Consider the following 13852-nt stretch of genomic DNA (forward strand, 5'->3'; position numbering starts at 1 on the left):
ACACGCCGCGACACGCGCCCCGACTGCACGACGCGGCCGGTCCGCCGCCGTTACCGTTGTCCTATGGACGGGCCGGTGCTGAGCGGGGGAGTGATCGTGCTCGTCGCCGTGCTCCTGTGGATGCTGTACCTGCTGCCCTCCTGGCGCGGGCGCTTCCAGTACAACGCGGCCGAGCGGAACGCCGTGCGGCTCAATCAGGCGCTGCGGATCCTCGCCGAGACGAGCGAGACGCCCAGCGAGGTGCACATGGAGCTCAACGCCCGTACCGTCGTCGCGCAGCAGAAGCTCGCGAAGCGGCTGCAGGCCCAGCGGGAAGCCGCGGAGCTTGAGGCCCTCCGCCAGGAACTCGCCGCCACGCGGGCCGATCCCGTAATCCGTCGCGCACGGGCCCGCCGACGCGTGCGCCTGACGGCGACCGGCGCGCTCGTCCTCGGTCTCGTCGCTGTCGGGCTCGGCATCTGGCAGCTCCTGGCCACCGGGGGAGCGGTGCTCCTCTGGAGCGGTGGGGTGGCAGCCCTCATCGCCACCATCGTCCTGCAGCGGATGGCCGCGGTCGCTGTGCGCGCTGCCCGTCGTCCGCAGCCCGCGGCCGTCGAGACCATCGCGGAGAGGGTCGCTCCGGCCCTGCACGACCAGGGCCCCGCCACCTGGACCCCGCGCCAGCTCCCGGAGCCGATGGTGTCGGTCACGGGATCGCGCGCCCAGGCGGCTCGCGCCGAGATCGATGCGCAGGAGGAGCGCCGCAAGGCCGCTCGGGTCGCCGCGCTCCGTGCCCGCGCCGAGGAGATGGCGCCGGCAGCGCCCGTCAGCCTCCCGGCAGCGCCGGCGGCAGCGGCGGAATCCCCGTACGCCCGCATGGGCTTCGTCGACGACGCGGAGATCGAGGCGCACGTGCGCCAGCTCCTCCAGCGTCGGGCCGCCGGATGACCGTCGCGGTGAGCGCGGGTCTCCTTCGCTGACGCCTCCGTGCCGCTCCCGGCGAGCGGTTCCGGCCGTCTCGGCCGTACGGGCACACCGGAGACGCGCGCGAGTGTCGCTCCTCGCGTCCCGACCGCTCTGGGCCGTAGAGTCGGGGGATGGGAACCATGCAGTACGGCTCCGGCAGCGAGATCCAGATCGAGGACCGCGCCCTGGCCCATCTGAAGGTCGCGATCGCGACCAAACTCCGCCGGAACGAGAGCTTCACGCTCTCCTGGAAGCACCCCGACGGCGACGTGCCGGGACGTTCGACGATCTGGCTGCATCCGTCGATCCCGCTGCGCTTCACCTTCTCGGAGCCGGAGACGCCGGAGCTGAACGTCAAGTGGATCCAGGCCCTCATGGTCGAGGCGAGCTCGTCGGGAGGCATCAGCCTCGTGGACGAGGTCGTCGACGGTCCCGCCGACTGAGCGCCTCCGCTACTCGGCGGGGTACGCCTGCGCGGTGAGCTGCCGGGCGAGGTGCGCGGCGTTGCGGGTCGCGGTCGCGATCGCAGAGCTCACGGCCTCCGGCGTCTCATCGAGGTCCTTGTAGTCCACTGTCTGCATGGCCTCGCCGTTCCAGTACACGGAGGTCTGCGCGGGGATCGTGTAGCCGATGTCGTTCAGCGCCTGGAAGAGGATCGCGGAGATGTGGTGCGCGCCGTCCTCGTTCCCGAGGACACCGGCGATCGCGACCTTGTCGAAGAGGATCGGGCGGCCCTGCTCGTCCGTCTCGCTGAGCTCGGCGTCGAGGCGCTCCAGCACGCGCTGGGCGACGCTCGAGTGCTGTCCCATCCACGTCGGCGTGACGAACACGAGGATGTCGGCATCGAGGACGCGCTGACGCAGGGCCGGCCACTGGTCGCCGTCGCCCATGTCCTTCTCCACGCCGGGACGGATGTCGAGGTCGACGGCCCGGACGAGGTCACCCGTCACCCCGTGCTCGGCGAGGGCATCGAGCAGCTGACGCGCGAGCAGATCGGAGCTCGACGACGCGGGGGAGGGCTTGAGGGTGCAGGAGATCGCGAGGGCGGTGAGGGAGGTGTCCATGCTCCGACTCCACCAGAGATGCGGGCGGCGGCACAGGGCCTTTCCGGGTCCGCGCTATCCTGGTAGAGCACCGACGACAGGAGATCCCGTGATCCTCAGCTTCCTCTTCTTCATGATCATGTTCCTCGGAGGCTTCTGGCTGCTGGGGATCGCCCACGAGATGCCGGACACGCTCGCCGCGCTCACCTTCGTCGGCGGCATCCTGCTCGTCTCGCTGGCTCTCGGGTTCGCGATGCGCCAGCGCGGTTCGGCCACGCGTCGCTCCAAGAACTGGACCGGCAGCCCGACCGAGTGACCGCCGCGGGGCGGTGCCCCGCGCTCACCGTCGCTGGGCGAGCCTCGCTTCGAGGTTCGCCCGCACCGCCGGCCACTCCGGCTCGATGATGGAGTACTCCACGCTGTCGCGGAGTGCGCCGTTGCGATAGCGGCTCATGGCCCGCATCACACCGTCCTGCTTCGCGCCCAGTCGTTCGATCGCGGCGCGGGACTGGAAGTTCACCCACTGGGTCGTCAGCCCGACCCGGAAGACCCCCAGTGTCTCGAAGGCGTGGCGGAGGAGCAGCAGCTTCGACTCCGCATTGGTGCCCGTGCCATGAGCGGACGGCCGGTTCCAGGTGTATCCGATGTGCAGTCGGGGGACGTCGGCGACGATGTCGTAGTACGACGTCAGTCCCAGCACGCGTCCGGCGGCGTCGAAGGCCGTGAAGGGCACCATCTCGCCGGTGGCGACGAGGCTCAGGCGCCGGTCGACCTCGGCCGCGACGCCGTCGGGTGCCGGAACCGAGGTGTACCAGGCGGTCTTCCACAGGTCGCCCTCGGAGACTGCTTCGACGAGGCCGTCGACGTGCGACCGGTCGAGAGGGCGGAGCTCGACGAGCTCGCCGGTGAGAGTGACGGGGGCGGGGGCGACGTGGAAGGCCATGGTGTCATTCAACCAGCGTCGGCCGCTGTGCCCGGCCCTCAGGCGGGGATGGCCAGGTGCTCGCGGCGCAGCACCCGCTGGAACGCGAGGACGATCTCGATCGTGACGTCGAGCTCGAAGGCCAGGCTGGCCAGATGTGTGCCGCGGAGCTGCTCCGCCGCTGCGTACGCCGCCGGCGTGATCAGGCGTCGCGCGGCCCACTCATCGGCCTGCCGCTCCTGTCGAGCCCGAAGGGCCGCCTGCCGCGTGGGCTGATGACCGAGGTGAGCGTGACCGAGCTCATGGGCGAGCACGCTGCGGGCGGTGCGCCTGCTCATCCCCGGGGCGAGCCGGATCGTGCGCGTGACGGGCTGGAAGCCCCCGAGGGTGAGACCGGTGCGTTCGATCACGCGGAGACCGAACTCGTCGGCCAGACGGAGAAGCTGCTGCATGGGCCTCCGTCCGGTCGGTGTCGTCTACTCGTAGAGGTCGTCGGTGTCCGTCTCGCGGGTGGATCCGGATTCGAAGGCGACCTCGCGGGCATTATCGCGTGGGGTGGCGACATCGGTGCGGCGCCGGAGGGGAGTGACGATCGCCGGCATGCCGTCGGCGGCCAGACGCTCCTCAGCGCGGGCCACGAGGACGTGCGGCTCGACGCCGAGCGTGGCGCACACCGCGTAGACCACCGGCACGGGAATGGCGCGCTTGCCCGTGACGTAGTTGTCGAGGGCGCTCCGGGCGATGCCCACATCGCGCGCCATGGCGGCGATGCTGCTGCGTGCCGCCGCGATCTCCGCCCGCATCTGACGGCCGACCGCCTCGTTGAACTGCTCGGCTGGTGTCTTCATCCGGCTCACCTTAGCAGCGCACCGAGAGCAGGATGCCGTCATATTGGTAGCTGAGGGCTCTCTCTGTGTCCGTGCGTGGCGGTACCGTATGCGCATGGGGACAGAATTGCGTCATCTGATGGCATCGGCCGTGGAGGCCGCTCGCTTGCACGCCGGAGTGTCGTTCATCGAGCTCTCGGAGCAGACCGGGATCGCGCCGGCCGCGCTGGCCGACCTCCTCGAGGAGCGCGCGGACTTCACGATGGAGGATGTGGCGGGGATCGCGGGGGTGCTCGACGTCCCCGTCACGCGGCTGCTGCCCTGCGCGCCCTGAGATGATGCGGGCCCGCGCCTGGGACGGGGCGAGGCGATGAAGTAGCGTGGGCGCATGAAGACCGTACCCTTCGGATCGACGACCGCTCCGGCCCTGATCGCCGGGATGATGCGCATCGACAGCCTCGACGACGAGCAGATCCGCGGCCTGTATGCGACCGCACGGGATGCCGGGATCGACTTCTTCGACCACGCGGACATCTACGGCGGGGAGATGCACCACTGCGAAGCGCGATTCGCGGATGCTCTCCGGCTCAGCACCACGGAGCGGGACGAGATCGTGCTGCAGACCAAGTGCGGCATCGTGCCGGCGCAGGGCATGTTCGACTTCTCCTACGACCACATCGTCGGGCAGGTCGAGGGCTCGCTCGCGGCCCTCCGCACCGACCGCATCGACGTCCTCCTGCTGCACCGGCCGGACGCCCTCGTCGAGCCGGACGAGGTGGCTCGCGCCTTCGACCACCTCGAGTCCTCGGGCAAGGTGCGCGCGTTCGGGGTGTCGAACCACACCCCGTCGCAGATCGAGCTGCTGAAGACCGCGGTGCGGCAGCCCCTGGTCGCGAACCAGCTCCAGCTGTCCCTTACGCATGCGCCGATCATCGCGCAGCCGGTGGCGGCGAACATGGCGGGCCATGACCAGAGCATCGGGCGCGACGGCGGCGGCATCGTGGACTACTGCCGGATCCACGGCATCACCGTGCAGGCCTGGTCTCCGTACCAGAGCGGCTTCGGCGGCGGCGTCTTCCTCGGGCACCCGGACTACCCCGAGCTCAACGCCGTGATCGAGCGCCTGGCGGGAGTCCATGGAGTGACACCGACCGCGATCGCCACCGCCTGGATCACCCGGCACCCCGCCGGGATGCAGGTCGTGCTCGGCACTACGACACCGCACCGCGTGCAGGAGGCAGCGGCCGGAGTGGACGTCGTGCTCACCCGCCCGGAGTGGTACGAGCTCTTCCGCGCCGCCGGACACCTGCTGCCGTGAACCCTCGGGTCCCGTCCGTGCGTCGTCTACTCTGAACCCATGCCGTTCCTGTTCTCGCTCCTGGTCATCGCGCTGATGATCGGTGCGCTGATCGACATCATCACGCGCGACGACTCGCAGGTGAAGCACCTGCCGAAGATGGTCTGGATCATCATCGTGATCCTGCTGCCGTTGATCGGCAGCGCGCTGTGGTTCGCGCTCGGGCGGGAGTACGGGGAGGGTGGCGTTCCGCTCCCGCGGATGCGGCGCGCCGAGCGCCCCGCGGCCCCGACGACGACGGTCGCACGCCCCGCGCCGCCGGTCGACGTCCGGTCCACCGAGCAGCAGATCGCGGACCTCGACCGGGAGATCGAGGAGTGGCGGCTGCGCGAGGAGATCGAGAAGCGGCGTCGGGAACGGGGAGACGACGCTCTTCCGTCGTCCTAGCCGCCGAGCGGTGCGGCCTGCCAGGATGCCGTCATGAGCATCCTCGTGAACGTCGACAACTTCGCCCTCGCCGAGACCCACCGCATGATGCGCGACCTCCAGAAGGAGGCCGGGGGTGTGGACCGGTTCCTGCACAACCGGGCTCCGGCCGCGATCGACCGGCAGACCGTGATCCGGCTGAACCGCGACACGCTGTACAGCTTCGCGGTCCTCGACATCAGCGAGGGCGCGACGTTCAGCATCCCGGAGCACGGCGACCGTTACCTCTCGGCGATGGTCGTCAACGAGCACCACTATGTGGATGCGATCTTCCACGAGGCGGGCGAGCACACGCTGACGGAGGCGCAGTTCGGGACGCCGTACGTCGTGCTGGCCGTGCGCATCCTCGTGGACCCCGCGGACCCGGCGGATGTGGCGGAGGTGGGGGCGCTGCAGGACCGCATCGCGCTGCACAGCGGGTCGGCCACGCCCTTCGCGATGCCGGACTACGACACCGTCAGCCTCGATGAGACCCGCCAGGCGCTGCTCGCGTTGGCCCGGAACCTGCGGGGTTTCGACCGCATGTTCGGCAGCGAGGACGAGGTCGACCCGGTGCGGCACCTCATCGGCACGGCGGCGGGCTGGGGAGGGCTTCCCTCATCCGAGGCGAGCTACATCGGCGTCGATCCGCGTCTGCCGGTGGGCCGCTACGAGCTCACGGTCGACGAGGTCCCCGTCGACGGCTTCTGGTCGATCTCGGTGTACAACGCCGACGGCTTCTTCGAGCCGAACGATCGCGAGGCCTACACGATCAACGACATCACCGGCGTCCGCAACGACGACGGCACGATCACCGTCCGCTTCGGCGACTATCCGGAGGGCGTGCCGAACGTGCTCCCGATCACGGAGGGCTGGAACTACCTCGTCCGCCTCTACCGCCCCCGCCCCGAGGTGCTCGACGGCAGCTGGACGTTCCCGACGCTCCGGGAATCGGCTTGACCCTGACGCCGCGTGAGGCCCGATCGTGGAGTCATGACTGATCACTACAACGCTTTCGAGATGAGCCCGGTGCCGGCGCCGGGCCCCGACGCGGTCGCACCGGAGCTGTTCCGGGGCATCTACGGGATGCCCCCGCCTTCGTCACCATCCCCACGACGGACCTCGCCGCCTCGGTCGAGTTCTGGACGCGGGGCCTGGGCTTCTTCGAGCTCTTCGGGGTGCCGGGGCGGATCGTCCACCTCCGGCGGTGGGCCTTCCAGGATGTGCTGCTCGTGCCGGGCGAGACCGCACAGGAGACAGCACCCGGCCTGCGGGTCAGCTTCGCGTGCGTGCTCGGCCAGATCGAGCCGCTCGTGGCGGCCTGCCGGGCGTGGGGTCCCGGCACGGTCGGGGATCCGATCGACACGCCCTGGAACACCCGGGATGTGGAGATCGTGACCCCCGAGAACGTGCGCGCCGTCTTCACGGCGGCGAAGCCCTACGAGCCGGGGAGCGTCGAGGCGGCCACCCTCGCGGAGATGGGCATCCGTCCGCCCGCGGACACGGCGGAGATCGGAGGAGGAGTGGATGCCGGATGACAGCGGCGCCGCGGACCTGACCGTCGGTCGGGCCGCGGCGCTCGCCGGGGTGACGGTGCGGACGCTGCATCACTGGGACGACATCGGTCTAGCCCGTCCGTCCGCGCGTTCGGCGGCCGGATACCGGGTGTACACGGACGTCGATCAGGAGCGCCTGCGGCGCATCGTCGTCTATCGCGAACTCGGTCTCGGCCTCGAGGCGATCCGCCGGCTGCTGGACGATCCGGCCACGGACATCCTCACCGCGCTGCGCGCGCAGCAGGAGCAGCTCGCGACCCGGATCGCACGCCTGACCGATCTGCAGGCTGAACTGGAGCGGATGGTGACCTCCCACGAGCGCGGCCTGATGCTGAGCGCGGGCGAGCAGCGCGCGGTGTTCGGGCCCGATTGGGACCCGTCCTGGCCTCTCGACGCGCGCCGCCGCTGGGGCGACACGGTGCAGTGGCAGCAGTACGCGGAGCGATCCGCCGCGCGCGATGCGGGGGAATGGCAGGCGGTCGCGGACGCGATGCGGGAGTTCGAGTCCGCCCTCGCGACGGCCATGGATGCCGGTGTGGCTCCCGGGACGGCGGACGCCGATGCGCTCGTCGAGCGACACCGTGCGGTGTTCTCGGCATACTTCCCGTTGAGCAGGGAGATGCAGGTCGTGCTCGGTCGGCTGTTCGTCTCCGACCCCGGCTACGCGGCGCACTACGACGGCATCCGCGCGGGGCTGGCGGAGTGGTTCCGCCGCAGCATCGAGGCCGAGGCCCGGCGTCATGGCATCGATCCGGAGTCAGCGGTCTGGCGGTGCCCCCTCTGCGCCCGCCGGGTCAGGCCGCGTGCGTCCGGGGATTCGCGTCCGTGACGGCGAACGAGGCACGGACGGCCTCCTCGAGGTCCGGGTAGCGGAAGGTGAAGCCGGCGGCGGTGAGCTTCTCGGGGAGGACCCAGCGGCTCTTGAGCACGAGCTCGGTCTCGGTGCGGATGCCGATGGCGCCGAGCTCGAGCATCCAGCGCGGCATCGGCGGGCCGACCTTCGCCCCCAGCACGCGGCGCACGGTGGCCATGAAGGCGGCGTTGTCGACGGGGTGCGGCGAGGCGGCGTTGACCGGCCCGTCCAGAGCGGGGGTCTCTTCGAGGAACTCGATGATGCGCGCCACATCCTCGATGTGGATCCAGCTGAAGCGCTGCCGACCGCGACGGGCGCCGGGGAGATGTGCGGTACCGGCGGCGCGGCGCGCGGGACCGACCGGCCAGAACCCGTCGTACTGGGGACCGCCGAGGCCCAGCCGTGCGAGGGTGCGGAGCGGTTCCAGCACACCGCCGTCGCCGAGGACGATGGCGGTGCGGAGGGCCACACGGCGGGTGCCGGGGAGCGCGTCGGCGAAGAGTGCACGCTCCCACGCCTTGGCGACCTCGACCGAGAAGCCCGTGCCGATCTCGCCGGAGGACTCCGTCATCGGCCGGTCCTCGGCGTGCCGGTAGATCGTCGCCGTCGAGGAGTTGATCCACAGCGGGGGCGGGGTGGCCGCGCGGGAGATGGCGCGGCTCAGGGCCGCGGTCGTGTCCAGGCGGGAGCGGAAGATCTCGGCACGGTTGCGCGGCGTGTAGCGGCAGTTCACGCTCGTGCCCGCGAGGCCGATCACGAGCGAGGCCCCGTCGACGGCGGCGTCGATGCCGTCCTGATCGCTCCAGGTGAGGTCGCTTCCCGAGCGGGAGATCGTGACGACCTCGCGCCCGGCATCCCGCAGCCGCGCCGTGAGGAATCGCCCCATGAACCCTGTAGCCCCGCCGATGACCGCCCGGTCCGTGCTCATGCGCTGTCGTCCTTCCGATCGGGTTCGAGGGCGTAGTCGAAGTCGCCCCGGTACTCGTAGAGGCGGCCGAGGAGCGGGGCGTCGACCGTCAGGCGCACCCGCTGGCGACCGGTCTCGTCGTCCCAGCGCTCGACGAGCCGGACCACGGGAGCCACGATCCGCGGGATGCGGAGCCGGAAGCGCCCGAGGCGGATGCCCACCGCGCGACTGGTCAGGTGCAGGGCACCCGCGCGGGGTTCCGCATCGAAGCAGGCCATGATGAGGCCGGGCTCGCCGATCTCGTCGACGATGCGGCCGTGCCGCGTCGGGGCGACGGCGTCGCGCATGACCCACGGCCCGCTCGTGAACCGGAAGGTGCGCTCGGCGATCGCGCGGGAGGCGATGGTCCGGTTCTCGATGCGGAAGGGCACGTCGCGCTCCCAGCGGGCGGCGATCACCCCGCGCCGCTCGAGGCGGCGGAGGAGCGGCCAGAGCGCGCGGCTCGGCGTGCCGACGCGCTGGAACGTGCCTTCGCCGACGCCGACCATCCCGTCCGGGACCGCCTGGAAGTAAGTCCGGAGTCGGGGGTGAAGCTCGGCGAGGCGCTCGCCGAGGGCCCTCGCGTACGGGGACTGCGGCACGGGCGTCACGGTTCGAGCCTAGCCCTCGGGGACCCCGCCCCGGCCCGCGCCGTCCGCCGGGCGGAGCAGACGGTCGAGGAGGGCGAGGGCCTCGTGCTGCGGAGCCGTGTCGTCCAGCAGCCACTGCGTCTGCAGGCCGTCCGAGGCCGCGACGACGAGGGCGGCGACCGCGAGAGGATCGACGTCGGCCCGGATGCGCCCGTCCGTCTGCTGCTCGCGGACCGTCTCGGCGATGTCGGCCCGCAGGCGGGCGAAGCGCTCGGTCGCGAAGGCGCGGGCGGCGGGATGGCCCTCCTCCAGCGCGCTGGCGACGAGCGTGGAGTACAGCTGCACCAGACCGGGGACCTCGCGGTTGGCCCTGGCCGACCGAATCATCCCCTCGACGGGGTTCGCGGGTTCCGGCTCGGTCTTGCGTCCCGGGGCGTTGCTCTCGACGTAGACCGCGACGAGCAGCTCCTCCAGCGACCCGAAGTAGTGGGTGAGGGCGGCATGCGTCACCCCCACCTCCTTCGCGATCGCCCGCAGACTCGTGCGGTCGGCGCCGCGGGCCGCGAACACCTCGATCGCGCGGTCCAGGATCTCCTGGCGGCGGGCGATGCCCTTGGCGTACGTCCCACGGGGACGCGGGCGTCCGGAGTCGTCGGAGGGGGCGGCGGGCATGTCCCGAGTCTATCGACAAGAAACTTCCACCTGGAGGTATTCGGTGCTAGCGTGCGTGCAGGCGCCCAACGCCCGCCTGTCACCGACGACCGAGGAGCACGACCGATGACGATCCAGACCTCTCTGCAGCTGTTCACGATCCGCGAGCAGCTGGAGGCCGACCTCGAGGGCACGCTCGCCGCGGTGGCGGCGCGCGGGTTCACCGCGGTCGAGCCCTACGACTTCGTGCGCCGGGCGGACGACATGGCCGCCGCCGTGTCGGCCGCGGGACTGACCGCCCCGTCCGGGCATGCGTTCCTCGCGACCCCGACCTTCGTGCGCCCGGACGGCTCCGGCACCACGGCTCCCGTCCCTCCGCCCGCGGAGGTCTTCGCGGCCGCGAAGACGCTCGGCATGGACACGGTGATCGATCCCTACACCGAGCCGGCGCGCTGGGAATCGGTCGACCAGATCGTCGAGACCGCCCGGCTGCTCAACGAGGCGGCGGAGATCGGCGCGGAGGCCGGTGTCCGAGTCGGCTACCACAACCACGCGCATGAGCTGGAGGCGGTGTTCGACGGTGTGACCGGGCTGGAGATCCTCGCGGGGCACCTCGACGAGCGCGTCGTGCTGGAGGTCGACCTGTACTGGGTCGCCCGGGGCGGCGTCGACCCGGTGGCCCTCGTGGAGCGTCTCGGCGAGCGCGTGATCGCGGTGCACGCGAAGGACGGCACCCTCGACCCCGCGCTGCTGGACGCGTACCCGCCGGCCGATCAGGTGCCCGCGGGCGACGGGGCCGTGCCGCTCCGGGAGGCCATCGCCGCCGCGCCCGCGCTCGAACTCGCCATCGTGGAGTTCGACCACTACGACGGTGACCTGTTCGACGCCATCGAGCGCAGCCGGGTCTTCCTCGACGCCGAGGCCGCGCGCTGATGGTGCGCGGGGGTGGCGTCGTCGGCGTCGGCCTCATCGGCGCCGGAAACATCAGCGATCAATACCTGCAGAACCTCACGCGCTTCCCGGACGTGGTGGTGCGGGCGATCGGCGACCTCGTCGAGGAGCGGGCGCGCGCGCAGGCCGCGGCGTACGGGGTGCCGCGGGCCGGGGGTGTGGAGGTCGTGCTCGACGATCCCGACATCGACATCGTCGTGAACCTCACGATCCCGGCCGCGCACGTCGCCGTCTCGGAGGCGATCGTCGCCGCCGGGAAGCACGTGTGGACCGAGAAGCCGCTCGGCGTGGACCGCGAGGAGGCGCGACGCCTGCTGGAGACGGCCGCAGCGGCCGGACTCCGTGTCGGCGTCGCGCCCGACACCGTCCTCGGCCCCGGCGTGCAGACCGCGAAGCGCGCGATCGCCCGCGGCGACATCGGCCGTCCGCTGTTCGGTCAGACGACCTTCCAGTGGCAGGGACCGGAGATCTTCCACCCGAACCCCGCGTTCCTCTACGCGAAGGGGGCGGGGCCGCTCCTCGACATGGGGCCGTACTACGTCTCGACCCTGGTCCACGTCTTCGGGCCGGTGGCCGCCGTGGCCGCCCTCGGGCTGCAGGGGTCGCCGACCCGCCGCGTGCAGGTCGGCGACCGCGCCGGGGAGGAGTTCCCGGTCGAGATCCCGTCCACGCTCAGCGTCCTGATGGACTTCGAAGGCGGCGGTCAGGCGCAGAGCCTCTACAGCACGGACTCGCCGCTGGTGCGGCAGGGCATCGTGGAGATCACGGGAACCGAGGGCACCCTCGTCATCCCCGACCCGAACACGTTCGGCGGGCCGATCACGATCACCCGGCCGCTGTCCCGGCACTTCGTGCCACCGGAGCCGGTGGTGCAGGAGGTCGTCGATGTCGCGCCGGAGGGGGTGCTCGCGGGGCGCGGGCTCGGGCTGCTCGACATGGTGCGCGCGATCGCGGAGGACCGACCGCACGTCGCCACCGGCGACTTCGGGTACCACGTGCTCGACACGCTCCTCTCGATCGAGGAGGCCGCAGCGCGGCGCACGTTCGTGGAGGTCGCGAGCACGCTGGATCAGGTGGGCGCGCTGCCCGCCGACTTCGATCCCTTCGCGGCGACGTAGCGGTCCACGTTCGCGGGGGAGAGCACCTCGCGGGCGACCATGATCGCCGCCCCCAGCACCGCGGCGCGGTCGCCCGCCTGCGACTGCACGATCGCGAGGTGCTGGGTGGCGAGCGGGATCGAGCGGCGGTAGACGACCTCGCGGACGCCGGCGAGCAGGTGCTCTCCCGCGCGGGCGATGCTGCCCCCGAGCACGATGATCGACGGGTTGAGCAGGTTCACGACCGTCGCGAGCACTTCGCCGACATCGCGACCCGCCTGGCGGGTGGCCTCGATGGCCGCCGCATTGCCGGCGCGGACGAGGTCGACGACGTCGGAGGCGTTGTGCACGTCGTGGCCTTCGGCGCGCAGCGCGACGGCGAGGGCCGAGCCGCTCGCGAGGGCCTCGAGATCCCGTTCGTCGCCCGGCTCCCGCCCCGAGCCGGCGCTCATCGGCACCTGGACGTGGCCCATGTCGCCCGCCGATCCCTGGGCACCGCGCTGGAGCTGACCACCGGCGATGATGCCGGCGCCGATGCCGGTCGAGACCTTCACGAACACGAGGTCGTCCACCCGCGGCCAGCTCGTGGCCTGCTCGCCGAGCGCGAGGATGTTCACATCGTTGTCGACGAGGACCGGGACGTCGAACGTGCGCTGCACATAGCCGGGTACGTCGAAGCGGTCCCAGCCCGGCATGATCGGCGGGTTGGTCGGGCGCCCCGTGGAGTGCTCGACGGGGCCGGGGACGCCGATGCCGACGCCCACGAGGGGAAGGCCCTCGGCGGTCGCGGCGAGCAGGGCCGTCCCCTCCGCGAGGATCGCGTCGAGGAGGGCCTCGGGGCCGTCGCCGATGTCGATCGCGCGGGTGCGCGCGTCGAGGATCACGCCGGCGAGGTCGGCCACGGCGACGGTCGCGTGCGTGGCTCCGAGGTCGACCGCGAGGACGAGTCCGGCGCGGGGGTTGAACGCCACGCGGGCGGGAGGACGACCGCCGGTCGACACCGCTTCACCGGCGGGGCGGAGCAGGTCGGCGGCCAGCAGCGCGTCGACCCGGGAGGCGACGGTGGAGCGGGCGAGGCCGGTGAGGGCGGCGAGCTCCGCCTTGGTGCGCGCGTGTCCGTCGCGGAGGATCTGGAAGATCTCGCCGGTCCCGGGGGAGGGCGTCGCGAGCGGCCTCAGCACGTCAACCATGGCGTCAGTAAAGCACAGCACTTCTCGCAGTCGGCTGTGCGACTTCAGATTCGTTACAAACAACTTTTGACGAAGGGCTAGCAAAAGTCCTGACCGCTGTGTCAGACTCGCCGCCATGACAACGGATGTCACTGACACCGGTCTCGGGACGATCCGAACCGGGATCCTCGGCGGGGGCTTCATGGCCCGCGTGCACCGCACGGCCGCCCGAGACGCGGGCGGCGCGCTGCGCGCCGTCGCCACCCGGTCCCCCCAAGGCGCGAGGGATGCCGCGCAGCTGCTCGGCGCCGCACGCGCCGAGCACGACGCGGAGGCGCTGCTCGACGCCGACGACATCGACGTCGTCCACATCTGCACCCCGAACGCCACGCATGCCGACCTCGCCCTGCGCGCGCTGCGGGCGGGCAAGCATGTCGTGTGCGAGAAGCCCCTCGCCACGACCGCCGCCGACGCCGCCGCGCTCGCCGCGGAAGCCGCCGAGAGCGGGCTCGTCGCGGCCGTCCCCTTCGTGTACTGATA

At 71.6% G+C, this 13852-nt stretch carries 20 protein-coding genes; 12 read left to right on the forward strand and 8 right to left on the reverse strand.

Annotated features, from left to right (window positions below; translation table 11 throughout):
• Window positions 1-63: 63 nt before the first annotated feature.
• Both ACFU8V_RS15450 and ACFU8V_RS15455 read left to right on the forward strand, forming a co-directional pair.
• Entirely contained in the window at window positions 64-927 is an 864-nt protein-coding gene (locus ACFU8V_RS15450; RefSeq protein ID WP_366215315.1) for a hypothetical protein, read from the forward strand.
• A 149-nt stretch (window positions 928-1076) separates the two neighbouring features.
• Window positions 1077-1388 carry a hypothetical protein gene (locus ACFU8V_RS15455; protein ID WP_025105561.1) on the forward strand — a complete coding sequence of 104 codons (312 nt, stop codon included), beginning with the start codon at window positions 1077-1079 and terminating at the stop codon, window positions 1386-1388.
• A 9-nt stretch (window positions 1389-1397) separates the two neighbouring features.
• Here the strand turns inward: ACFU8V_RS15455 and ACFU8V_RS15460 are convergent, their stop codons facing one another.
• Window positions 1398-2009, reverse strand: coding sequence for a flavodoxin family protein (locus tag ACFU8V_RS15460; RefSeq protein ID WP_303709407.1), 612 nt, complete (start codon window positions 2007-2009; stop codon window positions 1398-1400).
• An 88-nt stretch (window positions 2010-2097) separates the two neighbouring features.
• On the opposite strand from ACFU8V_RS15460, the gene ACFU8V_RS15465 reads away from it, so the two are divergent.
• Window positions 2098-2304, forward strand: coding sequence for a hypothetical protein (locus ACFU8V_RS15465; protein WP_025105563.1), 207 nt, complete (start codon window positions 2098-2100; stop codon window positions 2302-2304).
• A gap of 24 nt (window positions 2305-2328) precedes the next feature.
• Here ACFU8V_RS15465 and ACFU8V_RS15470 read toward each other — a convergent pair whose 3' ends face one another.
• From ACFU8V_RS15470 to ACFU8V_RS15480, 3 genes are read right to left on the reverse strand one after another with little or no spacing between them, the layout of a single operon-like run.
• Window positions 2329-2931: a GNAT family N-acetyltransferase gene (locus tag ACFU8V_RS15470; RefSeq protein ID WP_378872537.1), complete on the reverse strand. Its 603-nt coding sequence runs from the start codon at window positions 2929-2931 to the stop codon at window positions 2329-2331.
• A 38-nt stretch (window positions 2932-2969) separates the two neighbouring features.
• Entirely contained in the window at window positions 2970-3362 is a 393-nt protein-coding gene (locus ACFU8V_RS15475; RefSeq protein WP_366215312.1) for an ImmA/IrrE family metallo-endopeptidase, read from the reverse strand.
• A gap of 24 nt (window positions 3363-3386) precedes the next feature.
• Window positions 3387-3758: a helix-turn-helix domain-containing protein gene (locus ACFU8V_RS15480; RefSeq protein WP_378872541.1), complete on the reverse strand. Its 372-nt coding sequence runs from the start codon at window positions 3756-3758 to the stop codon at window positions 3387-3389.
• Window positions 3759-3852: 94 nt separating this feature from the next.
• On the opposite strand from ACFU8V_RS15480, the gene ACFU8V_RS15485 reads away from it, so the two are divergent.
• The 6 genes from ACFU8V_RS15485 (at window position 3853) to ACFU8V_RS15510 (ending at window position 7884) form a co-directional block, all read left to right on the forward strand.
• A complete protein-coding gene (locus ACFU8V_RS15485; protein WP_366215311.1) occupies window positions 3853-4071 on the forward strand; it encodes a helix-turn-helix transcriptional regulator in 219 nt (72 codons plus the stop codon).
• A gap of 54 nt (window positions 4072-4125) precedes the next feature.
• Window positions 4126-5055, forward strand: a complete 930-nt coding sequence (locus tag ACFU8V_RS15490; protein ID WP_025105567.1) for an aldo/keto reductase family oxidoreductase — start codon at window positions 4126-4128, stop codon at window positions 5053-5055.
• Between the two features lie 39 nt (window positions 5056-5094).
• A complete protein-coding gene (locus tag ACFU8V_RS15495) occupies window positions 5095-5481 on the forward strand; it encodes a PLDc N-terminal domain-containing protein (protein WP_025105568.1) in 387 nt (128 codons plus the stop codon).
• Between the two features lie 33 nt (window positions 5482-5514).
• The gene (locus tag ACFU8V_RS15500) at window positions 5515-6459 is read left to right on the forward strand and encodes a DUF1214 domain-containing protein (protein ID WP_378872545.1); all 945 of its coding nucleotides are present in this window, start codon (window positions 5515-5517) and stop codon (window positions 6457-6459) included.
• 218 nt (window positions 6460-6677) lie between these two features.
• A complete protein-coding gene (locus ACFU8V_RS15505; RefSeq protein ID WP_378872548.1) occupies window positions 6678-7037 on the forward strand; it encodes a hypothetical protein in 360 nt (119 codons plus the stop codon).
• Complete coding sequence (locus tag ACFU8V_RS15510; protein WP_378872551.1) at window positions 7027-7884, forward strand: MerR family transcriptional regulator; 858 nt, start codon at window positions 7027-7029, stop codon at window positions 7882-7884. Before ACFU8V_RS15505 ends, ACFU8V_RS15510 begins: the two co-directional genes overlap by 11 nt.
• On the opposite strand, the gene ACFU8V_RS15515 is transcribed toward ACFU8V_RS15510, so the two are convergent.
• Genes ACFU8V_RS15515 through ACFU8V_RS15525 form a run of 3 tightly spaced genes read right to left on the reverse strand, consistent with a single transcriptional unit; the run spans window position 7850 to window position 10116 of the window.
• Window positions 7850-8836 (reverse strand): epimerase, encoded by a 987-nt coding sequence (locus ACFU8V_RS15515; RefSeq protein ID WP_378872554.1) that lies wholly within the window; start codon window positions 8834-8836, stop codon window positions 7850-7852. The genes ACFU8V_RS15510 and ACFU8V_RS15515 overlap by 35 nt on opposite strands.
• Window positions 8833-9465 (reverse strand): DUF4166 domain-containing protein, encoded by a 633-nt coding sequence (locus tag ACFU8V_RS15520; RefSeq protein ID WP_378872557.1) that lies wholly within the window; start codon window positions 9463-9465, stop codon window positions 8833-8835. Before ACFU8V_RS15520 ends, ACFU8V_RS15515 begins: the two co-directional genes overlap by 4 nt.
• 9 nt (window positions 9466-9474) lie before the next feature.
• The gene (locus tag ACFU8V_RS15525) at window positions 9475-10116 is read right to left on the reverse strand and encodes a TetR/AcrR family transcriptional regulator (RefSeq protein ID WP_062636405.1); all 642 of its coding nucleotides are present in this window, start codon (window positions 10114-10116) and stop codon (window positions 9475-9477) included.
• Between the two features lie 105 nt (window positions 10117-10221).
• Here ACFU8V_RS15525 and ACFU8V_RS15530 point away from each other — a divergent pair, with 105 nt between their 5' ends.
• Both ACFU8V_RS15530 and ACFU8V_RS15535 read left to right on the forward strand, forming a co-directional pair.
• A complete protein-coding gene (locus ACFU8V_RS15530; RefSeq protein WP_085606152.1) occupies window positions 10222-11028 on the forward strand; it encodes a sugar phosphate isomerase/epimerase in 807 nt (268 codons plus the stop codon).
• On the forward strand, window positions 11028-12164 hold the full coding sequence (locus ACFU8V_RS15535; RefSeq protein WP_249521319.1) for a Gfo/Idh/MocA family protein: 1137 nt from the start codon (window positions 11028-11030) through the stop codon (window positions 12162-12164). Before ACFU8V_RS15530 ends, ACFU8V_RS15535 begins: the two co-directional genes overlap by 1 nt.
• Here the strand turns inward: ACFU8V_RS15535 and ACFU8V_RS15540 are convergent.
• The gene (locus tag ACFU8V_RS15540; protein WP_025105577.1) at window positions 12116-13333 is read right to left on the reverse strand and encodes an ROK family protein; all 1218 of its coding nucleotides are present in this window, start codon (window positions 13331-13333) and stop codon (window positions 12116-12118) included. The two genes, ACFU8V_RS15535 and ACFU8V_RS15540, sit on opposite strands and share 49 nt — an antisense overlap.
• Window positions 13334-13448: 115 nt before the next feature.
• Here ACFU8V_RS15540 and ACFU8V_RS15545 point away from each other — a divergent pair, with 115 nt between their 5' ends.
• Window positions 13449-13850: a Gfo/Idh/MocA family protein gene (locus tag ACFU8V_RS15545; protein WP_378872563.1), complete on the forward strand. Its 402-nt coding sequence runs from the start codon at window positions 13449-13451 to the stop codon at window positions 13848-13850.
• Window positions 13851-13852: the final 2 nt, after the last annotated feature.

This window comes from Microbacterium sp. NPDC057658, from assembly GCF_042799975.1.
Taxonomy (GTDB): domain Bacteria; phylum Actinomycetota; class Actinomycetes; order Actinomycetales; family Microbacteriaceae; genus Microbacterium.